25 protein-coding genes are annotated in these 22998 nt (G+C 66.4%); 11 read left to right on the forward strand and 14 right to left on the reverse strand.

Annotated elements, in window-relative coordinates; translation table 11 throughout:
- Nucleotides 1-7: 7 nt before the first annotated feature.
- From QJR12_RS14655 to hisN, 7 genes are all read right to left on the reverse strand, one after another.
- Nucleotides 8-382, reverse strand: a complete 375-nt coding sequence (locus QJR12_RS14655) for an NADH-quinone oxidoreductase subunit A (RefSeq protein ID WP_300583699.1) — start codon at nucleotides 380-382, stop codon at nucleotides 8-10.
- Nucleotides 383-614: 232 nt separating this feature from the next.
- Nucleotides 615-1016, reverse strand: coding sequence for a hypothetical protein (locus tag QJR12_RS14660; protein WP_300583700.1), 402 nt, complete (start codon nucleotides 1014-1016; stop codon nucleotides 615-617).
- A 79-nt stretch (nucleotides 1017-1095) separates the two neighbouring features.
- Nucleotides 1096-2094 (reverse strand): oxidoreductase, encoded by a 999-nt coding sequence (locus tag QJR12_RS14665; RefSeq protein WP_300583702.1) that lies wholly within the window; start codon nucleotides 2092-2094, stop codon nucleotides 1096-1098.
- A gap of 55 nt (nucleotides 2095-2149) precedes the next feature.
- The gene (locus QJR12_RS14670; protein WP_300583705.1) at nucleotides 2150-3358 is read right to left on the reverse strand and encodes an acyl-CoA dehydrogenase family protein; all 1209 of its coding nucleotides are present in this window, start codon (nucleotides 3356-3358) and stop codon (nucleotides 2150-2152) included.
- 30 nt (nucleotides 3359-3388) lie between these two features.
- Complete coding sequence (locus QJR12_RS14675) at nucleotides 3389-4804, reverse strand: acyl-CoA dehydrogenase family protein (RefSeq protein ID WP_300583708.1); 1416 nt, start codon at nucleotides 4802-4804, stop codon at nucleotides 3389-3391.
- Between the two features lie 93 nt (nucleotides 4805-4897).
- A complete protein-coding gene (gene amrS / locus QJR12_RS14680) occupies nucleotides 4898-5992 on the reverse strand; it encodes an AmmeMemoRadiSam system radical SAM enzyme (protein WP_300583710.1) in 1095 nt (364 codons plus the stop codon).
- Nucleotides 5993-6013: 21 nt separating this feature from the next.
- Nucleotides 6014-6799, reverse strand: a complete 786-nt coding sequence (hisN, locus tag QJR12_RS14685) for a histidinol-phosphatase (protein ID WP_300583712.1) — start codon at nucleotides 6797-6799, stop codon at nucleotides 6014-6016.
- Nucleotides 6800-6887: 88 nt separating this feature from the next.
- Here hisN and QJR12_RS14690 point away from each other — a divergent pair, with 88 nt between their 5' ends.
- The 6 genes from QJR12_RS14690 (at nucleotide 6888) to QJR12_RS14715 (ending at nucleotide 10427) form a co-directional block, all read left to right on the forward strand.
- Nucleotides 6888-7235: a hypothetical protein gene (locus tag QJR12_RS14690; protein WP_300583715.1), complete on the forward strand. Its 348-nt coding sequence runs from the start codon at nucleotides 6888-6890 to the stop codon at nucleotides 7233-7235.
- Between the two features lie 109 nt (nucleotides 7236-7344).
- On the forward strand, nucleotides 7345-8169 hold the full coding sequence (folP, locus tag QJR12_RS14695) for a dihydropteroate synthase (protein ID WP_300583785.1): 825 nt from the start codon (nucleotides 7345-7347) through the stop codon (nucleotides 8167-8169).
- 20 nt (nucleotides 8170-8189) lie between these two features.
- Nucleotides 8190-9131 (forward strand): glucosyl-3-phosphoglycerate synthase, encoded by a 942-nt coding sequence (locus QJR12_RS14700; protein ID WP_300583788.1) that lies wholly within the window; start codon nucleotides 8190-8192, stop codon nucleotides 9129-9131.
- Nucleotides 9132-9166: 35 nt separating this feature from the next.
- Nucleotides 9167-9535, forward strand: coding sequence for a DivIVA domain-containing protein (locus tag QJR12_RS14705; protein ID WP_300583717.1), 369 nt, complete (start codon nucleotides 9167-9169; stop codon nucleotides 9533-9535).
- Between the two features lie 2 nt (nucleotides 9536-9537).
- A complete protein-coding gene (gene tag / locus QJR12_RS14710) occupies nucleotides 9538-10107 on the forward strand; it encodes a DNA-3-methyladenine glycosylase I (RefSeq protein WP_300583791.1) in 570 nt (189 codons plus the stop codon).
- Nucleotides 10108-10259: 152 nt separating this feature from the next.
- Nucleotides 10260-10427 (forward strand): DUF3117 domain-containing protein, encoded by a 168-nt coding sequence (locus tag QJR12_RS14715; protein ID WP_213440112.1) that lies wholly within the window; start codon nucleotides 10260-10262, stop codon nucleotides 10425-10427.
- Between the two features lie 35 nt (nucleotides 10428-10462).
- Here QJR12_RS14715 and glgA read toward each other — a convergent pair whose 3' ends face one another.
- Nucleotides 10463-11626, reverse strand: a complete 1164-nt coding sequence (gene glgA, locus QJR12_RS14720) for a glycogen synthase (RefSeq protein ID WP_300583723.1) — start codon at nucleotides 11624-11626, stop codon at nucleotides 10463-10465.
- A 227-nt stretch (nucleotides 11627-11853) separates the two neighbouring features.
- On the opposite strand from glgA, the gene glgC reads away from it, so the two are divergent.
- Nucleotides 11854-13068, forward strand: a complete 1215-nt coding sequence (glgC, locus tag QJR12_RS14725; RefSeq protein ID WP_300583726.1) for a glucose-1-phosphate adenylyltransferase — start codon at nucleotides 11854-11856, stop codon at nucleotides 13066-13068.
- Nucleotides 13069-13081: 13 nt separating this feature from the next.
- Here glgC and QJR12_RS14730 read toward each other — a convergent pair whose 3' ends face one another.
- The 6 genes from QJR12_RS14730 to QJR12_RS14755 form a co-directional block, all read right to left on the reverse strand.
- Nucleotides 13082-14758, reverse strand: coding sequence for a CocE/NonD family hydrolase (locus QJR12_RS14730; RefSeq protein WP_300583728.1), 1677 nt, complete (start codon nucleotides 14756-14758; stop codon nucleotides 13082-13084).
- 35 nt (nucleotides 14759-14793) lie between these two features.
- On the reverse strand, nucleotides 14794-15468 hold the full coding sequence (locus QJR12_RS14735; protein ID WP_300583731.1) for an isoprenylcysteine carboxylmethyltransferase family protein: 675 nt from the start codon (nucleotides 15466-15468) through the stop codon (nucleotides 14794-14796).
- A gap of 10 nt (nucleotides 15469-15478) precedes the next feature.
- Nucleotides 15479-17119 (reverse strand): ABC transporter permease, encoded by a 1641-nt coding sequence (locus QJR12_RS14740; RefSeq protein ID WP_300583734.1) that lies wholly within the window; start codon nucleotides 17117-17119, stop codon nucleotides 15479-15481.
- Entirely contained in the window at nucleotides 17116-18063 is a 948-nt protein-coding gene (locus QJR12_RS14745) for an ABC transporter ATP-binding protein (RefSeq protein ID WP_300583737.1), read from the reverse strand. The genes QJR12_RS14740 and QJR12_RS14745 overlap by 4 nt, the downstream gene beginning before the upstream one ends.
- On the reverse strand, nucleotides 18041-18694 hold the full coding sequence (locus QJR12_RS14750; protein ID WP_300583739.1) for a TetR family transcriptional regulator: 654 nt from the start codon (nucleotides 18692-18694) through the stop codon (nucleotides 18041-18043). The genes QJR12_RS14745 and QJR12_RS14750 overlap by 23 nt, the downstream gene beginning before the upstream one ends.
- A 70-nt stretch (nucleotides 18695-18764) precedes the next feature.
- Nucleotides 18765-19430 (reverse strand): O-methyltransferase, encoded by a 666-nt coding sequence (locus QJR12_RS14755; RefSeq protein WP_300583742.1) that lies wholly within the window; start codon nucleotides 19428-19430, stop codon nucleotides 18765-18767.
- 342 nt (nucleotides 19431-19772) lie between these two features.
- On the opposite strand from QJR12_RS14755, the gene sigE reads away from it, so the two are divergent.
- From sigE to tatB, 4 genes are all read left to right on the forward strand, one after another.
- Nucleotides 19773-20450 carry an RNA polymerase sigma factor SigE gene (sigE, locus tag QJR12_RS14760; protein WP_300583794.1) on the forward strand — a complete coding sequence of 226 codons (678 nt, stop codon included), beginning with the start codon at nucleotides 19773-19775 and terminating at the stop codon, nucleotides 20448-20450.
- A gap of 85 nt (nucleotides 20451-20535) precedes the next feature.
- A complete protein-coding gene (rseA, locus tag QJR12_RS14765; protein WP_300583745.1) occupies nucleotides 20536-20919 on the forward strand; it encodes an anti-sigma E factor RseA in 384 nt (127 codons plus the stop codon).
- A gap of 59 nt (nucleotides 20920-20978) precedes the next feature.
- Entirely contained in the window at nucleotides 20979-22481 is a 1503-nt protein-coding gene (locus QJR12_RS14770; protein ID WP_300583747.1) for a trypsin-like peptidase domain-containing protein, read from the forward strand.
- A gap of 1 nt (nucleotide 22482) precedes the next feature.
- Nucleotides 22483-22896, forward strand: a complete 414-nt coding sequence (gene tatB, locus QJR12_RS14775) for a Sec-independent protein translocase protein TatB (protein ID WP_300583750.1) — start codon at nucleotides 22483-22485, stop codon at nucleotides 22894-22896.
- The last annotated feature ends 102 nt before the right edge of the window (nucleotides 22897-22998 follow it).

Below are 22998 nucleotides of genomic sequence, written 5' to 3' on the forward strand. Positions count from 1 at the left end.
TCCTACCTCAATCCCACGTCAGGCCGCCGCGGCGCCACACGTATGCGTAGGCCACGAACACAGTGAGCAGGAACACCGCCATCTCCCCGAGCGCGAACACGCCTAACGCGTCGTAGCTGACCGCCCATGGATACAGGAACACGATTTCAATGTCGAAGATAATGAACAACATCGCGGTCAGGTAATACTTCACCGGAAAACGCTGACCCGCCGCGTGCGCGCCGCTGACCGACCGGTCGACGGGCTCGATCCCGCACTCGTAGGCTTCCAGCTTCGACCGGTTATACCGGGACGGGCCCACCACGGTGGCCACGATCACCGAGAACACCGCGAACACCGCAGCGATCCCCCCCAGCACCAGGATGGGTGTGTAGGCGTTCATCCTGTGCAGCCGCTCCCTCGACGTCGTTCTTTGCCGCTTTAAGGTCAAGCACAGCCTAGCGATGGTGGATATCGCTCTGCTCACGGGCCCGGCTATGAGCTCGGCCACACATCGGCGAAGGCGGAGCGCCGGGTGCTCGGGTTGCTCGCCGGGACTAAAACCGGGGCAGCAGCCGACCACCGACCACGGCTCGAAGGACCGCGAACGATCGGGGGGCAGGGAAATTCGCTGCCTACCGCACCGGGGTGCGCAGCAATCCGAGCACCGTGCGGCTCAGCACGAGGGGGTCGACGGGGTGCGGGACGGCGGCCTCCGCCCGCGACCAGCTGGCCAGCCACGCATCGTCTTTGCGCCCGATGAGCAGCACGATCGGCGGACACTCCGCGATCTCGTCTTTGAGCTGCTTGGCAAGTCCTATCCCCCCGGTCGGTGTCGCCTCCCCGTCGAGGATGGCCAGGTCGATCCCGCCGCTGTCCATGTGCCGTAACACCATCGGCGCTGTTGCTACTTCGACGTAGCTCAACTCTGGCAGGTCCGGGTGCAGGTGTTTGCCCAGCGCGAGGATCACCTGTTCGCGTGTTCTGGCGTTGTCGCTGTAGACGAGGATCCTCAAGCTACCGGTGGAAGCGGGCACCCTGCAGATGCTACTGCCCGACGATCGCCCGACGATGGTTCGGGCCGCGTCGAGGATCGCGGCAGGGTGGCGGTCCTCGTCACAAGCCGCCGGCAACCCGCACCACCGCACGACCCGAGAAGGCCCCGGCACGCACCTGATCGACCACGCTCACCACGTCTTTGAGGTCGACATCGGTGGTGATCGCCGCGAGATGACGCGGTCGCAGGGAATCGCCGAGGCGTTGCCATAGGTCCCGGCGCGGGCCGATGGGCATATTGACCGAGTCCATACCCAGCAGCGCGATGCCGCGCAGGATGAACGGCATCACGGTGGTGTGCAGTGCTGCACCGCCGGTGAGGCCGCTGCAGGCCACTGCGCCACGGTAGTTGACGGAGCTGAGCACATCGGCCAGCGTCGCACCGCCGACACAGTCCACCGCTCCCGCCCAGCGGGCCTTGGCCAGCGGGCGCGGTTTGGCGGTAGGGTCGGCCGGCAACCGACCGATAACCTCTGTGGCGCCAAGCTGTTTCAGTCGTTCCGCGAACCCGGGCTTGCCGGTGGACGCCACTACCTGATAGCCGGCGGCGGCGAGCAGATCGACGCTGATAGAGCCTACGCCGCCGCTGGCACCCGTCACCACGACCGGGCCGGCACCCGGCGTGACCCCCCAGTCGATGAGCGCCTGTACGCTCATCGCGGCGGTAAAACCCGCGGTGCCGATGGCCGCACCGTCGTGAGCACTGAGAGCGCCCAGCGGGACCACCTGGTCGGCCGGCAGCCGGGCGTACTCGGCGTAGCCGCCGTGGCGAGCGGTGCCGATGTCGTATCCATGGGCGAGAACGGTGTCGCCGACGGCAAAGTCGGGTGACTGCGACTCCACGACCTCACCGGTGAGGTCGATTCCCGGCACAACCGGGTAGTTGCGTACCACCCCGCCCCCCGGCGTCAGGGCCAGCGCGTCTTTGAAGTTGACGCTGGAATAAAGCACCCGGACCGTCACCTCGCCCGGCGGCAGGTCGGCGGGTGTCAGCGTCTCGACCGCGGTGGTAATCCGGTCGTCTTCTTGGCGTGCCATCAGTGCCTGAAAGTTCTCCATGAGTGGACCCTAGCCGCCCGGGATGCACCCGCAGGGGTGGCGGGTGCGCCGCAAGCTACTTCAACTCGGAGGACGACAGGCCTAGCAGTCGGCGGGCGACCACCAGCTGCTGGATCTGCTGGGTCCCCTCGAAGATGTCCATGATCTTGGAGTCGCGCGCCCATTTCTCCAACAGCGTCTGCTCCGAATAACCTGTGCTGCCGGCCAGTTCGACAGCTTTCAGGGTGATATCGCTGGCCACCCGGCCGGCCTTGGCCTTGCTCATCGAGGCTTCTTTAGAGTTGGGAATGTTGTTGTCGGCCTGCCACGCTGCGCGCAACGTCAGCAGGTAACTGGCCTCCCAGTCGGCTTCCATGCGCAAGAACTCGGCCGCTGCGGCGCTTTGGGCGTACCAGGGCTTGTCGTAGGAAATCTCCACCCCGGCACCGGTCAGAATCTTCCGCAGTTCCTCCAGCGCGGCGCGTGCGACGCCGATCGCCATAGCCGCGACGATTGGGCGGGTGTTGTCGAAGGTTTCCATCACCCCGGCAAACCCTTTACCCGGCTCGATTTCGGGGTTGCCGAGCAGGTTGTCTTTGGGGATGCGGACGTTGTCGAAGCGGATGGCCGCGGTGTCGGAGCCCCTGATGCCGAGCTTCTTCTCGAGGCGCTCGACGGTGACACCGGGATGCTGGCGGGGCACGATGAACGGCTTGATCGCCGGGCGGCCCTTGGATTTGTCCAGTGTCGCCCATACCACGATGTGGCTAGCCCGCGAACCCGCAGTAACGAAGATCTTTTCACCGTTGATCACGTATTCGTCACCGTCGAGCGTGGCGGTGGTGGACACAGCGGCAGAATCGGACCCGAAGCCTGGCTCGGTGATGGCCATGGCCGCCCAAACTCTGCCCAGCCGTTTCTGCTGCTCCTCGGTGGCCACCGCGGAGATCGCCGCGTTGCCCAGACCCTGATAGGGCATCGACAGCATCATCGCGGCGTCACCCCAGCTGGCCTCGATGGTCTGCAACACCGCTGCCATATTGGCACCGTTGCGGTTTCCGTCCTTGCCCTCACCGTTGCGAAACGCCTCGGCGCCGGTGAGCCCCAACGCATTGGACTCGGCGGCGCCCATGAACAGGTTGGCCAGGGTGTCTAGCTCAACCGGGTAGGCGTGCTCGTTTAGGTCATATTTGCGGGCGATCGGCCGCATCATCTCCGCCGCACCTTGATGGGCTTTATCGATCACCGCCAAAAGCTTGCGGGGTAGTTCCAGATTGATTGCCATAGTTAGTCTTTCGGTTGCGAAGCACGGTAATTAGATCACCAGTACGCCCTCGGCGACCCCAATGGCCCGCAGATCGCGATACCAGCGTTCGACCGGGTGCTCTTTGGTGTAGCCGTGCCCGCCCAGCAGTTGCACACCATCCAGGCCGATTTGCATGCCCTTGTCGGCGCCGAGCCGTTTGGCCAGTGCCGCCTCCCGGCCGAACGGCAGCCCCTGCTCGGCCCGGGCCGCGCCGCGCCACGTGACCAGCCGCAGCCCGTCGAGCTCGATGGCGATGTTGGCGCACATGAATGCCACGGACTGCCGGTGGGCGATTGGTTCCCCGAAGGCCTCGCGTTCCTTCACATAGGGCACGACATAATCGAGCACCGCATGCGAGGTGCCGACCGCGAGAGCGGCCCAGCCCAATCGGCATAACGCGATCGCCTCGGAATAACTGCGGGCGGAATCCGCGGGCGCAATATCGTCTCCGCCCAGGCGGGCGCTCAGCGGGACCGACACCTTGTCCAACTCGATCCGACCCAGCGCCGCGGCGCGGAGGCCCATGCTCGGATCGGGCTTGACGGTCAGGCCCGCGGCCGAGGATTCGACGATAAACAGTGTCGGTTTCCCGTGGAATTGCGCGCCGACGATGAACAGCTCGGCGTCGGCGGCCGCCGGCACCAAGGACTTGACCCCTTCCAGCCGATAGCCGCTGGGCGTGCGCACCGCGATGGTCCGCAGAGTGGTCGGGTCGAACAGCGGGTGCGGTTCCGCGATGGCCACGCAGGCCGGCGGCACGTTCTTCCCGGTGAACTCTTTCAGATAGGTGGCCTGCTGGTCGGCGCTGCCCCAATAGGTGAGTGCCGCCGCGACACCCCCGGGGGCCAGGATCGGCAACGCCAGGCCCATGTCGCCGTACGCCAGCGCCTCGGCCACCAGCACGTTGGTCACGTTGCAACGCTGCGCCGCGATGCCGTCGAGGTCTTCGGGGACGTTGAGCGCGGTGATGCCGAGCTCGGCTGCCTTGGCGGTCAGATCGCGAGGATAGGCCGCGGCCTCGTCGGCGTCGTGGGCCGCCGGGCGCACGACCTCCCGAGCGAATTGCTCGACGGTTTCCAGGATGAGTTTCTGGTCGTCGTCGGGGGTCAGGTCGAAGTAATCGGTGCCCCTAGCACCGCGGGCGCCCAGCCGGGAGGGGCCGCGCAGGCCCTGGACCCGCTTGAACTGACGGGTGGTGGCACCGGCGACGGAAAAGCCGGTTTTGACCCCGTAGCGCAGGGTCCGGTTCAGCGGATCGCGCAGGTGGTATTTGTCGAGGAACTCCTGGCCGACGATCGGGGTCAGCAGTCCGAGCGCGACGTCGATCCCGGTCCGTTTGTGTTTCTGCTCCCCGATGGCGGTTTCGCGGCCGGTGGGCTTGCGCCGGGCGCGGGAGCCGTTGGTAGCGGGGACGGTGTTGGTCATGGTGTGCCGCCTCTTGTTGCAGCGCGGTTGTGGTGGCTATCCGGACAACGCTATCTTACTCTGGAGTAAGATAGTGCGGTCGAGTTATTTACTTCACATGGCCGACAGGCTGGTCAGCAGCGGCACTCGTCGCCGGCCCCACTGCCCGGCCGGCCCGTCGTAGATGCCCGCTAGCCGCCAGCCGCAAGCCTGGCAGTGGCCGTCATCGGTCAAGGCGTAGCGGCGCATCGCGTACCAGTCGCGAACCACAACCGCCGCTCCGCATCCCGGGCATGTCGTCGTGCCGCCCTCGGTGTCGTGGACGTTACCGGTGTAGACGAAGCGCAGGCCTTCGCCGATGCCGATGCTGCGGGCGCGAGTCAGCGTCCCCGGGGGAGTGGGTGGGGTGTCCCTCATCTTGTAATCGGGATGGAAGGCGGTGAAGTGCAGCGGCACGTCGACGCCCAGGTGTTCCCGGATCCAGCGGCATTCGGCGGCAATCTCGGCGTCGCTGTCGTTGTGGCCCGGGATCAGCAGCGTGGTGATTTCGAACCACACCTCGGTTTCGTGGCGGAGATACACCAGGGTGTCCAGGACGTCGTTCAGGTGTCCGGCACAGAACCGCCGGTAGAAGTCTTCGGTGAACGCCTTGAGATCGATGTTGGCGGCGTCGATATGCCGGTAGAATTCCGCGCGCGGTTGCGGACACATATAGCCCGCGGTCACCGCCACCGCCCTGATGCCCCGCTGATGGCAGGCATCCGCGACGTCGGCTGCGTATTCCCAAAAGATCGTCGGATCGTTATAGGTGAAAGCAACACTGCGACAACCCAATTCGTCCGCCGCTGCGGCGATGTCCGCGGGTGTGGCCCGGCTGGCAAGGGTATCGACTTCGCGGGATTTGGAGATGTCCCAGTTCTGACAGAACCGGCATGCCAAATTGCAGCCCGCGGTACCAAACGACAGCACCGCCGAGCCCGGCAGGAAGTGATTGAGCGGTTTTTTCTCGATCGGGTCGACGCATAACCCGCTGGAGCGCCCGTAGCTGGTGAGCACAATCTGATCGTCGATGCGGGCGCGCACGAAACACAGGCCGCGCTGGCCCTCGTGCAGCTTACACGCCCGCGGGCACACGTCGCACTGAATGCGGCCGTCGTCGAGGCGGTGCCAGTGCTTGGTGACGATGGTAAACGGATCGTCGCGGCTCATGACGTGCTTCCCGGGCCCAGGCTACCCGGCGGCCAGCCTGGCCAGCACCCGGTCGTGCAAGAGACCGTTGGTGGCCACAGCGCTGCCGCCGTGCGGCCCGGGGGCGCCGTCCAAGCTGGTGAACCTCCCGCCCGCCTCGCGCACCAGGATGTCCAGCGCCGCCAGGTCCCACACCGACACCTCGGGCTCGGCGGCGATGTCGACAGCTCCCTCGGCCACTAGGCAGTAAGACCAGAAGTCACCGTAGCCGCGCACCCGCCAGACCGCCTCGGTGAGATCGATAAACGCGTCGCCCAGACCGCGCCGCATCCATCCGGACAGGCTGGAGAATGACAGGCTCGCCGAATCCAGCTCGGCTACCGCGGACACCGACAGTCGACGGGGCGGCGAGCCGCCGACCGTCGCGAACGCACCCAGGCCGCGCGCCGCCCACCAGCGTCGTTGCAACGCGGGTGCGCTGACGACACCAACGCACGGCACACCGTCGTCGAGCAACGCGATCAAACTGGCCCACACCGGCACTCCCCGCACGAAATTCTTCGTGCCGTCAATCGGGTCGATGATCCACTGCCGTCCGGTCAACTTCGTCACCCCGCCGAACTCTTCGCCGACCACGTGATCGCCGGCACGATGCTGGCCAAGGCGCGCGCGCAGCTCGGATTCGACCGCCTGATCGGCGTCGGTGACCGGCGTCAGGTCCGGTTTGGTGTCGACATGCAGGTCAACCGCGCCGAACCGGCTAAGGGTCACCGCGTCCGCATGGTTGGCCAGGGTCAACGCGAGCGCCAGATCGGCTGCTGGGGTCATGTGCGCCACTCCTCAATGCCGGCTGCGCGGCATTATCGTCGGCGGTCGTCGGCGGCGGGAGTCAAGCGCGCCGTCCTACCATGGCAGCATGTGGGAAGTCGGCGTGCTGCTGCTGCTCATCGCGACAATGGCGGTGTTACTGGCGCCGCGGTTCATCCGCCGCGGCCCGCGCGCCGATGCCGTGCCTGGCACGCTGCTGGTCACCGGTGTCAGCCCGCGACCGGACGCTACGGGTGAGCAATACGTCACAATAAGCGGCGTCATCAACGGACCTACCGTCAACGAGCATGCCGTATATGAGCGCATGGCGGTCAACGTCGATCAGTGGCCGCGGGTCGGCCAGCTACTGCCGGTGGTGTACTCCCAGCGAAATCCGGATAACTGGGTTTTTGCGCCGCCCACCGAGGCGCCCCCCGGGGTCAACCAGCCGGGTTGAGGGCGCGGACCTGCGGCCTGAGCCCCACCTGAGCGCGTCGACCGGGCACCATAGACGCGTGCACTCCACCTTGTGCGGGCGCCCGGTCGCCGCGGACCGCCCCCTGATCATGGCCATCGTCAACCGCACCCCGGACTCCTTTTACGACCGGGGTGCCACCTTCAACGACGATGCTGCCAAGACCGCCGCCCACCGGGCGATCGCCGAGGGTGCCGACGTCATAGACGTCGGTGGGGTCAAGGCCGGGCCGGGTCAGGGCGTCGACGCCGAGACCGAGATCGCCCGGGTGGTGCCGTTCATCGAATGGTTGCGCGACGCCTACCCGGACCAACTGATCAGTGTCGACACCTGGCGCTCGGCAGTGGCCCAGAAGGCGTGCCAGGCGGGTGCCGACCTGATCAACGACACCTGGGGCGGGGTTGACCCGGATCTGGTCGCGGTGGCCGCCGAGTTCGGGGCCGGTGTGGTGTGCTCCCACACCGGTGGTGCGACGCCGCGCACCCGCCCCTTTCGGGTGAGTTACGGCATTACGACTCGCGCCGTGGTGGACGACGTTGTTCGTGACCTGACCGCGGCCGCCGACCGGGCGGTGGCCGCAGGGGTAGCGCGGGATCGCGTGCTGATCGACCCGACTCACGATTTCGGCAAGAACACCTTCCACGGGCTGGCGCTCTTGCGTCACGTGGACGATCTGGTGAAGACCGGGTGGCCGGTGCTGATGGCTTTGAGCAATAAGGACTTCGTCGGGGAGACTCTGGGCGTGGACCTCACTGAACGGCTGGAGGGAACACTGGCGGCTACCGCGCTTGCGGCCGCCGCCGGAGCCCGGATGTTTCGGGTTCATCAGGTAACCCCGACTCGGCGGGTGCTCGAGATGGTGGCCTCCATCCGCGGGAACCGCCCGCCGGCGCGCACGGTCAGGGGCCTGGCGTGACGGCCTCGGAGCTGACCGGGATGGACACCCTCGCAGGGCTGCCCGGGGACACCTGGCTATCCGATCGCAGTTGGAGCCGTCCGGCCTGGACGACTGGGGAGCTGGAGGCCGCCAAAGCCGGGCGAACGATCTCGGTTGTGCTGCCCGCTCTCAACGAGCAGGAAACCATCGGTGCGGTCATTGACAGTATTTCGCCATTGGTCGGTGGGCTTGTCGATGAGCTGATCGTGCTGGACTCGGGCTCCACCGACGCCACCGAGATCCGGGCCGTCGCCGCCGGTGCCCGCTTCGTCAGCCGGGAACAGGCCCTGCCCGAGATCAGCCCGCGTCCGGGCAAGGGTGAGGCGTTGTGGCGGTCGTTGGCGGTTACCAGCGGCGACATCGTGGTGTTCATCGACTCCGACCTGATCAATCCGCACCCGATGTTTGTGCCGTGGCTGGTGGGCCCGCTGCTGACCGGCGACGGCATCCACCTGGTCAAGAGCTTCTACCGGCGGCCGTTGATTGTCGGCGACAGCAGCGGCAGCAAGAGCGCAACCGGCGGCGGACGCGTCACCGAGCTGGTGGCGCGCCCGCTGCTGGCTGCTTTGCGGCCCGAGCTGGGGTGCGTGCTGCAGCCCTTAGGCGGTGAGTACGCGGCCACCCGCGAGCTGCTCACCTCGGTGCCCTTCGCCCCCGGCTACGGGGTGGAGATCGGCCTTTTGATCGACACCTACGACCGGTTGGGGCTGGACGCGATCGCGCAGGTCAACCTCGGCGTCCGGGCGCACCGCAACCGGCCGCTGACTGAACTTGGCGCGATGAGCCGGCAGGTTATCGCGACCCTGCTCTCCCGATGCGGAATCCCAGACTCCGGGGTGGGTCTGACCCAGTTCTTCGTCGACGACGACGGCTTCACGTCTCGCACCTGGCCGGTCTCGCTGGCGGACCGCCCGCCGATGAATGCCCTGCGGTCGCGCTGACACCAGCCGGCGCGCCGTGAGGCAATATCGATGGCGTGGCGTTGGTGTTGCTATACCTGGGGATGCTGGTGCTGGTGGCAATCGTGCTGTTCGGCGCCGCCAGTCTGCTGTTCGGCCGTGGCGAAGAGCTGCCGCCTCTTCCGCGTGCGACGACCGCGACGATGCTGCCGGCGTCGGGTGTTACCCGCGCCGATGTCGACGCAGTCAAGTTCACCCAGGTGCTACGCGGGTACAAGACCAGTGAGGTCGATTGGGTGCTGGACCGGCTGGGTCGCGAGCTGGATCTGCTGCGCAGCCAGCTGGCAGCGGCTCAGGTGGCCGCACTTCCCCCCAACGCCTCGCTTCCCCCCAACGACGTGAACGCCGTGGGCGACCAGGCCGGAAACGACCAGGTAGCGCGGTGACTGTGCCGGGCGAGGACGGGCTGGTTCGCTGCGGCTGGGCCGATGCCGGATGGGGAGCGGACCGCGAGCTGTATCGCAGCTACCACGACCACGAGTGGGGCCGCCCGGTGCGCGCCCGGACGGCATTGTTCGAACGGATGAGCCTGGAGGCCTTCCAGAGCGGGCTGTCGTGGCTGCTCATTTTGCGCAAACGAGAAAACTTCCGGCGTGCCTTCTCCGGGTTTGACATCGAGGCGGTCGCCCGCTATAGCGACACCGATGTGGACCGCCTGATGGCCGACGACGGGATCATCCGCAACCGGGCCAAGATCGAAGCGACCATCGCCAACGCGCGCGCCGCCGCCGACATCGACCTTTCCCAGCTGCTCTGGTCATTCCGTCCGCCCCCGCGTCCCCGACCCGCTAACCCGTCGGAAATCCCCTCAGCCACTGCAGAATCCACGGCCATGGCACGTGAGCTCAAACGGCGCGGGTTCCGGTTTGTAGGGCCCACCACGGCTTACGCTTTGATGCAGGCGACCGGGATGGTCGACGACCACGTTCGCACCTGCTGGGTACCGCCGGCGCGGTGAGACTCACCAAAGCAGGGCCGGATGCACCAGCCGACCCCAATAGTGAACAATAGAGGTGTGAATTGGCAGTTCAGCGTCGGGTATGGGTACGGCGGGGCATGCCCGGCACCGGCAGGACTCGTGACGACGGGCCAACGTGGAGGGAGCACTCGATGGCGGCGATGAAGCCCCGGACCGGTGACGGTCCTCTGGAAGCGACCAAGGAGGGGCGCGGCATCGTGATGCGAGTACCACTCGAGGGCGGCGGTCGACTCGTCGTCGAGCTGACACCCGACGAGGCCGCCGCATTGGGTGAGGAACTCAAAAGCGTCACCAGCTAACGGCACGGTCTCGCGGGGTCCGCGGGACGGTGGTGCTACCCGCACACCTTCTGGTAGACGGCCAACGTCTGCTCGGCGACGCGCGTCCAGGAGAACTCCTCAATGCAGCGGCGGCGCCCGGCTCGTCCGTAGCGTTCGGCTGCGCCGGTGTCGGCTAGTAGGGCGTTGACCGCATCGGCCAACCCGGTCTGGTAGCCGACCGGGTCCTCGGCGTCATAATGCACCAGCGAACCGGTGACGCCGTCGGCGACCACCTCCGGTATCCCGCCGACGTCGGAGGCCACTACCGCCGTGGCGCAGGCCATCGCCTCCAGGTTGACGATCCCGAATGGCTCATACACCGAGGGGCATACCGAAACTGTTGCCGCCGAGAGGATCTCGCGGATTTTCGGGAGCGGCAGCATCTCGCGGACCCAGAACACGCCGGTGCGAGAGCGGGCCAGTTCGGCTACTGCGGCAGTGACTTCGGCAGCGATCTGCGGTGTGTCAGGCGCTCCGGCACACAGCACCAGCTGTGCGTCGGGGCGGAACCGGTGGGCGGCTGCGATCAGATGCGTGACGCCTTTCTGCCGAGTTATCCGCCCGACGAACGCGACGATGGGCCGGTTCGGATCGACCCCGAGGTCGGCCAGAATCGACTGGCTCGGGCCGGGCGGGGCGGGGTACCACAGGTCGGTGTCAATCCCGTTTTTGATGACATACACTCGGCTCGGCTCCAGGGTGGGGTAGACACTAAGCAAGTCTTCGCGCATCCGGGAGCTCACCGCGATCACGGCGTCGGCGGTCGTTACTGAGCTGCGCTCCACCCACAAAGACACCTGGTAGCCGGCGCCGAGTTGCTCGGCTTTCCATGGTCTTAGGGGCTCGAGCGAATGCGTGGTCACCACGTGCGGAATCTGGTGAAGCAACGCAGCCAGGTACCCGGCCAGTCCGGTGTACCAGGTGTGCGAATGCACCACGCTGGCCGCGGCGGCGGCCTCAGCCATCAGCAGGTCGGCCGATAACGCCGACAGGGCGGGATTCGCGTCTTTCAGCCGCGGGTCGGGCTGATGTGCGACGGCACCCGGACGGGGCACACCGATACAGTGCACGTCTACCACGCACAGGTCGCGCAGGTGCGCGACCAACTCGGTGACGTGCACCCCGGCGCCGCCGTAGACATCCGGGGGGTACTCCCGGGTCATCATCGCCACCCGCATACCGGAACGCTAAAGGGCGCTGAACAGGTCGCTGAAGGGTGGGGCGCCGCACACCCCACCGCGCCGCGGCGTCGGGTGCCTATAGTCCACCGAAAAATCAAACACTGCCGCCCCGCCGGTTTGCCGGAGCGGGGGTCGCCGACTGGCCCGCCGGCGGGCCGTCAGCACGGCGATCAATCGCCCGATTGCCCTGGCAGCGGTTCCCGGCTGCCGATAGGTTTGTGTTTATGCGGGAATCGCCACATGTGCTGGGCATTGTCCTGGCCGGTGGGGAGGGCAAAAGACTCTATCCGCTGACCGCAGACCGGGCCAAGCCCGCGGTTCCCTTCGGCGGCGCCTACCGGCTGATCGACTTCGTGCTGTCGAATCTGGTCAACGCCCGATACCTGAGAATCTGTGTGCTGACCCAATACAAGTCGCACTCGCTGGACCGCCACATCTCGCAGAACTGGCGGCTGTCCGGTCTGGCCGGCGAGTACATCACACCGGTGCCGGCCCAGCAGCGCCTCGGCCCACGCTGGTACACCGGCTCGGCTGACGCGATCTACCAATCGCTCAATCTGATCTACGACGAAGACCCGGACTACGTGGTGGTGTTCGGGGCCGATCACGTGTACCGCATGGACCCCGAGCAAATGGTGCGGTTCCACATCGAAAGCGGGGCGGGGGCGACGGTGGCCGGAATTCGGGTGCCGCGCGCGCAGGCGAGCGCGTTCGGTTGTCTCGACGCCGACGAGTCCGGGCGCATCCGCAGCTTTGTCGAGAAGCCGACAGATCCCCCTGGCACCCCGGACAATCCAGAGTTCACGTTTGTCTCGATGGGCAACTACATCTTCACCACCAAGGTGCTGATCGATGCCATCCGCGCCGACGCCGAGGATGACCGCTCCGACCACGATATGGGCGGTGACATCATTCCCCGACTGGTTGCCGACGGGTTGGCCGCGGTCTACGACTTCGCCGATAACGAGGTGCCCGGCGCCACCGACCGCGACCGCGGTTACTGGCGTGACGTCGGTACCCTGGACGCGTTCTACGACGCCCACATGGATCTGGTGTCGGTGCACCCGGTATTCAACCTCTACAACAAGCGCTGGCCGATCCGCGGTGCGATGGAGAATCTGGCACCGGCCAAGTTCGTCAACGGTGGGTCGGCTCAGGAGTCGGTCGTCGGCGCCGGCAGCATCATCTCGGCGGCCTCGGTGCGCAACTCGGTGCTGTCGTCGAACGTGGTCGTCGACGATGGTGCGATCGTGGAGGGCAGCGTGATCATGCCGGGAACCCGGGTGGGCCGCGGCGCGGTGGTGCGCCACGCGATCTTAGATAAGAACGTGGTGGTCGGACCGGGGGAGATGGTCGGGGTAGACCTGGAGAAGGATCGTGAACGGTTCGCCGTCAGCGCCGGTGGCGTGGTCGCGGTGGGCAAAGGTGTCTGGATTTAGCACCGCCGGCCAGCTAGGCCGGGATTTCGGGCACCAGCAGATGGGCGTTGCAGCCAGGGCCCCAGTGCAGGGTGACGCGACCGCGCGGTGATCGAGGGTAGTCGGCCGGGAACTGGCCGGTGAATGGGTTGCGCGGCGACAACCAGCGGCCGGCGATGAGCAGTCGTAGCTGCTCTCCGGCGCGGAACAGCGTCGCCGACGGACCGAGCGCCACATCGACCGCGACCACTTCGCCGGCGCGCAGCGGCTGCGGCTCGGTGCCCGCCGGGACCGGCTCCCATGGCTGCGACAGCCCGGGATCCGGTGCGCGCAGCCACACGCGCTGCCACCCGCTGGTCACCCGGTCGCGGCCGTAGCCGTATGACCCTTCGAATCCGACGAACCGTCCATTGCGCCACTTCTCCAGTCCGACGAACAGGTTCACGTCGTTGCAACCGTGCAATTCGAGCCACAGCCGTGCGGCCGTGGGGCCGGTCAGCTCGATATCGTCGGGAACTGTCCAGCTGAACGCCGCGGCGCGGGAACGGGTTTTGAAGGTGATGCGTCCCGGCGTCAACGCCTGCTGGGTCGCTAACATGCCAGGCCCGGCGAGATACAGTGGCCGCCAGCGGGTGCGCGCCAGCGGCCACTCGCTCTCTTCGCAGACCGCTGTGACGGTGTCACGGTCTTCGCGCACCTCGAGCCGAACGCTACGGGCGTCGCGTGCGCCGTCCAGGGCGGCGCGGATGAACGCTAGTTGTTCGGCGCGCGCGGGTCCGGAGTAGAAGGTCGACCACTTGCCGCCGCGATGGGTGTACAGCCGAGCGTGTGAGGAGCCACCGTGGGTGAACGCGCGGATGGAACCGCGGCTGTGCAAGTTGTTGTCGGAGAAGCTGCCGCAGACCAGCATCGGCACCCGGATCGCCGACAGATCGGGCACCAGCGAGCTCCAGAACTCATCACGCAGCGGGTGGGCATCCTGCATCCGCAGGATGTCGTACGCCTGCCGGGTGGTGCGACGTATTCCCAGCGCCCAGATCCGGGTAAAGCCCTTTTCTCGAATACCGCCGCGAAACGCCAGATCCGGGTAAATGTCGGTGAAACCTCCCACGGGCAGATGGCCCGCAGTCCCGGCGACTGCAGCGCGGTATTGGGTGATCGCCAAATATGACACCCCGAGCATGACCACCCGTCCGTCGCTCCACGGCTGGCCGGCCGCCCACTGCACGACGTCGTAGGTGTCTTGGCATTCCTGCTGCGACAGCAACTGGGCGGTGCCCCCGGAGTGACCGCAACCGGGCAGGTCGGCGTTGACCACCGCGAAGCCCTGCGCCACCCACCAGGCCGGGTCCGGAGCCTCCCAGCCGGTCAGCGCCGAGAAGGTGGCCGGATCCTGCTGGCGCAGAATGCGATATTGCCGCGAGTAGGTCCACCGCTTACCCCGCCGAGTCGGCAACTTGTCCTTGCCGTACGGGTGGATACTCAACACGACCGGATGGCCAACGTCATCGGCACTGCGAAAGAGATTGGCCCGCAATAGGGTTCCATCGCGCATTCGGATTTCGACGTCGCGGTCGACGACGATGTCGGCAGGGGGATCGGTGACGGTGATCGGTGGCTTGGCGATGCCGCGCAGCCGGGACAGTGCATAACGGACCGCGCCGGAGCGGCGCCATGGCCGGTCCAGTGCAGGCACCGGTTGTCGGGGCATGCCCAATACCTTAGCGCGCGCCGGGGTAGATCGGACTACCAGACAAAGGGCACCAAGCGGTAGTGCACCTTTTGGCGGTATTCGTCATATCCGGCTAATTCGTGTTCAAGGACCTGTTCTTCGTCGCGGATGCGCAAGACAAGAGCAGCCAGTCCCGGGATGAGGAAGAGAAGTCCCCAATACGACCCCAAGGCGAGCGGTATGCCCAGCATCAAGATCACGTTGCCGACATACATCGGGTGCCGGACCAGGCCGTACAGCCCGGTGGTGACCAGCTTCTGCTCCGGCTCGACGGTGATGTTGGCGGCCGCGTAACTGTTCTGGATGATGACCAGCATCGCCAGCCCAAGTCCGAGCGCCACCAGAACATCACCGAGCAGGCAGACCGTCGTCGGCACCGACGACCAGCCGAAGCGATGATCGAGGGCGCTGACCACCATCATTGCCGCGAACGAGAATAAGAGGACGGAGATGATGATCTTCTGCAGCATCCTGGTCTCGGCAAAGGGTCCCGCGCGCAGGCGGCGCTCAAGTGCGGCCGGGTTCGTCCGAAGCAAGTAGGTGCTCGGGATCCACGTCGAGAGGGCGAATACGGCCAGGAAGGCCCATGCCTGCCAGTAGTGGAACGTCCACGCCGGCAGAAACAGCATCAATCCGAAGGCCGCGAGGCCCAAAGCTGCTGAAACTACTCCCTTGCCAAGCGTTTTCATGACAGCCACCTTAGGTGTGCACGTCGCGGTGCCGAAAGAACGCAGCTCCCAGCACAATCAGCGCGGTGTCGATCGCCAGTAGCCAGAGCAGGGGGACGGCATTGAAGTTGCCGCCACCGACCCGCGGGATGTGCGCGAAGGGTTCGAGGTCGAGCACCCACTGCGGAGCACCCGATAGCGAGCCGAGCAGGTACACCGCGATAAACCCGAGCAGCACACCCCAAGCCACCGGCGTGAACCGCGGTACCACACCGAACAAGGCGACCGTCACCGCGGCGAGTAGCCACACGGCGGGCAGCTGTACCGCCGCGGTGCCGAGGACCGTGGCCAGGTTGCCGGCCACGTCACCGGCCGCTACGCCGTAACCGAGGCCGGCCGTTACCCCGGCAAGCAGCATGGCAGTCGCCGGCCCCCCGATGGCAATCGTCAAATGAGTTGCTGCCCAACTTATTCGGCCGACAGCACCAGCCAATACCGTTTCGGCCCGGCCGGCGACCTCCTCCTGTTGTAGGCGCAGGCTGAGCGAGACGGCGAACGCGGACGCCGCCATCCCGAGCATGCTGAACGCCATCGCGAGGAAGGCCTGCTCCAGCGCGCTGGTGCCGCCCATCCGCACGACGATGTCGCGGGCAGCGGAGCTGCCGATCTCCTCGCCGATGCCGTGCACGATGGTGCCGATCAGCAGGCCGTACAGACACAGCCCGACGGTCCAAATCAGCACGCCACCGCGATCCAGCCGCCACGCCAGGCCGCCCGTACCGCGCAGCGACCATCCGGCCCTGCCGGGGCCAGGACGTTCGGCGATCATTCCCGCGCCGACGTCCCGTCGCGCCAGCGGCAGGTAGGCCATGACGGTGAGCGCGACGGTTGTCACCAGATGCAACGCCAGCACCCACCAGCGGTCTCCGGCATACGGCCGCACCTGCAACGACCAGCCCAGCGGTGACAACCACGACAGGCTGCCCGAGCCCGCGTCACCGACGGCGCGGAGCGTGAAGGCGACCGCCAGCACCGCAAAGGCCGCGCCGCGGGTGAACCGCGCACTCGGCGAGAGCTGCGCCGCCACCGCAGCCACAGCGGTGAACACCAGACCGGATGCGGCCAGCGCCGCGCCGAAAGCCAGCGACCCGCTGTGCGGAACGTCGGTGGTAAGCAGCCCCGCGGCGCCGATCACGCCGGTGATGACCGCCGCCCCGAACGACAACAGCAGTGCGGCGGTCAAACTGGCACACCGGCCGACCGCCGCCGAATCGACCAATTCGGTCCGACCGGTCTCCTCGTCGGCGCGGGTATGGCGGATCACGGTGAGGATCACCGCGATCGCGATGAGCAGGTGGAACATTCCGGCTTTCCAGATTCCGATGGCTCCCGGGTTGTCCGCGTAGACCTGCCCGTAGAGTGCTCGCTGAGCCGGGCTGGCCATGATCGAGGCCGCCAACGCGTCCCGCGCGGCCTGGTCCGGATAGACCTTTTCGATGCTCCCGACGTACACGGTGGCCAGCGGCACCGACAGCAGCATGACCCAGAGCGGCAGCACGATGCGGTCGCGGCGCAGGTACAGGCGCAACAGGCCGAGTGTTCCCGAAAAGTGCGATCCTTGGCGCTCGTGGTGGGCAGGCCGTTGTGGCCGGTCGAGGGTGATCGCGCTCATGCCGAAACCTCGTGCTCGCGGCGCCCCCGCTGGCCGTCGATGCCGTAGTGGCGTAAGAAGAGCTCTTCCAGGGTCGGTGGCTGGCTGACCAGGCTGCGCACCCCGGCGTCGCCGAGGACCCGTATCAGCTTGCCCAGGCTTTCGCTATCGACGTGGGCGCGCACGGTTTTGCCCTCGATGCTGACGTTTTCGACGCCTTTGATTCGCGTGAGATCACCCGGATCACCTAACATCTCGGCTTTGATGGAGGTGCGGCTCAAGTGCCGCATGGATTCCAGCGAGCCGCTTTCGACCGTCTTGCCGGCCCGGATGATGGTTAATCGGTCACACAGCGCCTCGGTTTCGGCCAGGATGTGGCTCGACAGCAGGATCGTCACGCCGCGATCACGCGCCTCGCGCACGCACTCTTGAAAGACGTGTTCCATCAACGGGTCTAGGCCACTGCTGGGCTCATCGAGCAGCAGTAGTCGTGCCTGTGAGGAAAAGGCTGAAATCAAAGAGACCTTCTGCCTATTGCCCTTCGAGTAGGTGCGAGCCTTCTTGTGCGGGTCCAAGTCGAAGCGTTCGATCAATTCCGCACGCCGCTTCTCGTCGATGCCGCCACGCATACGCGCCAGCAAGTCGATGGTCTCGCCGCCGGTGAGATTCGGCCACAGGGTCACATCGCCCGGCACGTACGCAATCTGGCGATGCAATTCAACGGCGTCGGTCCACGGGTCGCCACCCAGCAGCCGGGCGATCCCGCCGTCGGCCCTGACCACCCCGAGCAGGATGCGGATGGTCGTCGACTTGCCGGCGCCGTTCGGGCCCAGAAAGCCGTGTACCTCGCCCTCGCGTACCGTCAACTCCAACCCGTCCAGCGCCCGCACTGACCCGAAAGACTTTCTCAGGCCATGGATTTCGATTGCCATGCCGGCGTGATCAGATCGCGATACCGCTGTCATGGGATTCTCCTTCTTTCGTGGCTTCCGCGAGGAGTGCGTCATACATCGTGCTGTCGGCCATTAGGCCGTTGGTGTAGACCTCAAGTGACGGCATCAGCATGTCGCGGGCGTAGTCGCGCAGCACAGCGCGCAGGTCCGTCGGGTTTTCGTGCATCTGCAGATACAGCAGGAACCCACCGCCACCGGTGATCGCCAGATACCTGGCCCGTGCCCGGGGGTTGCGGCTGGGCTTGAGTGTTCCGGCACGGACCCCTTCATCGAGATATGCCTCGGCGTCATCGACCATCCTTCGCCACAACGTTTTCGCCAGCTCGCCGCCCGACTGCATACTGCGCACCAGATAGCCCATCAGCGACGCATAGGAATCGATTTCGGCCAGCGCCGCAAGCCAGGTGCCCGGATCTGTGGACCGCATCGCTTCCGACTTGCTGCTGCGGATTTCCTCGGCGACATAGTCGTCGCAGGCTTTGCGCAGGCCCTCCTTGGAGCCGTAATGGTGGATGACCAATGCCGCGCTCACCCCCGCCGCCTTGGCGATGGCCCGCAGACCGACGTCGAAGCCATGCCGGCCGAACTGCTCGATAGCCGCGTCGCGGATTCGGGCGGCCGCGGTCAGGTCCACTGAACGCATGTTCAGGACACTAAACATTCGTTCACTCCGCGGTCAAGGAGACGCACCGTCAGGAATTCGCAAAGGTTTGTCAGTCGCGCACCGCTGCCAGCAGGCCGTCGCCGAGCGGCACCAAGGCCGGCGTGAGCCGCTCGTCCTCGGCGATGAGCCGCGCCGCCTCGCGGACCGCCGTCACGTCGGCGTCGCGGGCCGCAGGGTCCCCGGCACGCCCGCCCAGCGCGGCACCATGGACGACAACGACCCCGCCCGGCCGGAGCAGCCGTACGGCTTCGACGACGTACTGCGGCTGGTCGATGGGGTCGGCATCGATAAAAACCAGGTCATAGGATCCATCGGCCAGCCGGGTCAACACCTGCTGCGCGCGGCCGCTGATCAGCCGTGTGCGCGACGGTCCGATACCGGCTTCAGCGAACGCCTGTTTGGCGACTCGTTGATACTCGGGCTCGATGTCGATCGTGGTCAAAACACCGTCATCGCTCATGCCCGACAGCAACCACAGCCCACTGACGCCCGCACCGGTGCCCACTTCGACGACGGCTTTGCCACCACTGAGTTTGACCAGCACGCTCAGCAGCGCACCGACTGCCGGTGTGACCGCCCGGGCTCCGATGTCCATGGCCCGTTCACGGGCCGCCGCCAGGATCGCATCCTCGGCTATCGACCCCTCAGCGTGTGCGGCGAGGGATTCGGCACGAGTGAGGGCCGTCTCCCCACGTGGGTGGTCGGTGCTGGCCATGCCCGCAGCGTAAGTCCCGCCGGCGCCGGCGCCGGGCAGGCGCGCCCGATTCCCCAGGCAATCAGTTCACTGGCAATTCACCGGCGCGACCTGGGTAAGCACGCCGTTTCCTGTCATACTGAGTCAACACGGTCGGCATAACGCCGTCGGGGCCGGTTTCTCAGCGAAAGTTCAGTGTGATCACATACGGCCCACACGCCGATACGCAACGGTATCTGCATGGAAGGCGCGGGATGCTGGCCGGGGAATACGTCATGGCGGCCGCGCGTTGCGCGCGATGAGCAGTGGCCAAACCCAGAGAGCTTGGCAGGCCGCCCCAGTCCGGAGGATTTGATCATCACCATGCTGATGAGCCCGACGAGTATGTCGCATGCCGAGCAGTGCCGCGGCACCGACTGGGTGGAAGCACCCGACGAGTTGTACGGTACCGCCGTTTTCGACGCGACCGGAGACAAGGCCACTATGCCCTCCTGGGATGAGTTGGTGCGCCAACATGCCGATCGCGTGTACCGGCTGGCCTATCGGCTATCCGGCAACCAGCATGATGCCGAGGACCTGACTCAGGAGACCTTTATCCGGGTTTTTCGATCGGTGCAGAACTACCAGCCCGGAACGTTTGAGGGCTGGCTGCACCGAATCACCACCAACTTGTTCCTCGACATGGTGCGTCGGCGCGCTCGTATCCGAATGGAAGCGTTGCCGGAAGACTACGACCGAGTTCCCGCCGCCGATCCCAACCCCGAGCAGATCTACCACGATTCGCGACTCGGACCGGACTTGCAGGCGGCTCTGGATTCGTTGCCGCCGGAGTTCCGTGCGGCGGTGGTGCTGTGCGATGTCGAAGGCCTGTCTTACGAGGAAATTGGCGCCACGCTGGGGGTGAAGCTGGGTACAGTGCGCAGCCGTATTCACCGCGGACGCCAGGCGCTGCGCGACTACCTGGCATCGCATCCCGAGCAGGGAGCGTGTTCCGACACCCCCGACACCCTCGTTGGCCAGGCCGATCGAGCGGGTGCCTAGGCTACTGGCCGGTGTCGGTCACCGGTCAGCGCGCTACATTCGTGGTATCGCCGCGCACACCGATGCGATACCGAAAGGAGCTGCGATGGCCGACCCGGGGCAGGTGTTTCGCCGTGCGTTCTCCTGGCTGCCATCACCGTTTGCCTCCCAGAGCACTGCGCCGGTAGGTGCACCCAGGCAGTTCGGCTCGACTGAGCATCTATCGACCGAGGCCATCGCGGCGTTCGTGGATGGCGAGCTGCGGATGAGTGCGCACCTTCGGGCGGCGCATCACCTTTCGCTGTGCGTCCAATGCGCCGCCGAGGTGGAAGATCAAAGGCGAGCCCGAACGGCGCTGCGCGAGTCCAGCCCGGTCAGCATCCCGAGCACGTTGCTGGGATTGTTGTCCCAGATTCCGCAGTCGCCGCTGCACGACGAGGCCAGGCGGTTCGACGACGGTAGCGCGCCAGACGGGCTGAAACGCCGGTAGGGTGGACCAGTTGGGCGACATCGTACGACGCGTTTTTCGAATGCCCAGAAGAGGATGAGGTGAGTTCCGAGCAGGACAGCTACGGCGGCCATCGCCTGGCTCCACGTCCCATTTCCCGGCCCCCCGTCGACCCCGTGTCCAGCCAGGCATTCGGGCGCCCCTACGGGGTCCGGGGATCCTTTGTCGCCGAGCGCGTCCGCCCGCCGAAGTACCGGAACGAAAGCGAATTCACCCCACACGATCCGCCGGCCGACCCGGTGCTGCAGGAGGCGTTCGGCCGCCCATTCCCGGGTGCCGAGTCGCTGCAGCGACATCCCGTTGACGCCGGTGCTCTGGAAAGGGAGAAAGACAACGACCGGCCGGAAGAACCCGATGACCCCTGGCGCGACCCCGCGGCGGCGGCGGCTCTCGGGCACCCGGCACTGGCCCCGGCTGCGCCGCGTCCCGCTGCCGGATTCGGTGGCAAGCTCGGGGTGCGCGAAGTGCTCTTCGGCGGAAGGGTGTCTTACCGGGCGCTGGCGGTTCTGGCCGTCGCCGCGCTGCTGATCGGCTTCGCTGGCGGTTGGGTCGGCCGAACGACGGCTCAAGTTGTCGAAGCGTTCACCACCTCGAAGGTGACGTTGGCGACAAACGGCAACGCCGCAGAGCCGGCGGGTCGGTTTGCCAAGGTAGCGGCCGCGACGGCCGACTCCGTGGTGACGGTGGAATCTGTCAGCGACCAGGAGGGCACCCAGGGGTCCGGTGTCGTCGTCGACGGCCGCGGCTACATCGTCACCAACAACCACGTCATCTCCGAGGCTGCTAACAATCCCAGCCAGTGGAAGACGACCGTGGTGTTCAACGATGGCAAGGAGGTGCCGGCCAACCTCGTGGGCCGCGACCCCAAAACCGACCTGGCTGTCCTCAAGGTGGATAACGTCAACAACCTCACCGTGGCGCGTCTCGGCGACTCCGACAAGCTCCGCGTCGGGGATGAGGTCCTCGCGGCCGGTTCGCCCCTCGGGCTGCGCAGCACCGTCACCCACGGCATTATCAGCGCGTTGCACCGGCCGGTGCCGCTGTCAGGTGAGGGTTCGGACACCGACACCGTCATCGACGCCGTCCAGACCGATGCCTCAATCAACCACGGCAACTCCGGGGGTCCGCTGATCAACATGGATGCTCAGGTGATCGGCATCAACACCGCGGGCAAATCGTTGTCGGACAGCGCCAGCGGTCTGGGCTTTGCGATCCCGGTGAACGAGGCGAAAACGGTTGCGCAGACCCTCATCAGAGACGGCAAGATCGTGCACGCGACACTGGGTGTGAACACCCGTTCGGTAAGCAACGCGGTCGCGCAAGGCGCTCAGGTGGCCAACGTGAAGGCCGGAAGCCCCGCGCAAAAGGCCGGGATCCTGGAGAACGACGTGGTGGTCAAGGTCGGCAACCGCAGGGTGGCTGACGCCGACGAGTTCGTGGTCGCCGTGCGGGAGTTGACCATCGGGAAGCCGGTCCCGGTCGAGGTGATTCGCGATGGCCGGCATCTCACGCTGACGGTTACCCCCGGCCCGGACAGCGGCTGAGATGTTTGCCAACGTGGGGTGGGGGGAAATGCTGGTATTGCTGGTGGTCGGTCTGGTGGTTCTCGGGCCGGAGCGGCTGCCGGGAGCCATCCGGTGGACGGCCAGCGCGCTGCGACACACCCGTGACTACGTTACGGGTGTGACCAGCCAGCTTCGCGAGGACATCGGACCCGAATTCGATGAGCTGCGGGAGCCGCTGCGTGAACTGCAAAAGCTGCGCGGGATGACGCCGCGCGCGGCGTTGACCAAGCATCTGCTTGACGGTGATGACTCGCTGTTCGCGTTCGACCGGCCGGCGTTCGATGGCCCGGGCGGAGGTTTCCCACCGGCGGTGTCTCAGCCGACGGAATCGGCTTCGACGGCATCGGACTACGGTGCCGACCAACCCGCCCCGTTTGACGTCGACGCCACCTGAAGTCCGGCGACGATGCGGGCCGGAACGGCCCGGGGAGGAGCCGGACCATTGACTTGGGTCGGCGACGATGCGGGCCGGAACGGCCCGGGGAGGAGCCGGACC

The organism is Mycobacterium sp., from assembly GCF_029961025.1.
GTDB lineage: Bacteria > Actinomycetota > Actinomycetes > Mycobacteriales > Mycobacteriaceae > Mycobacterium.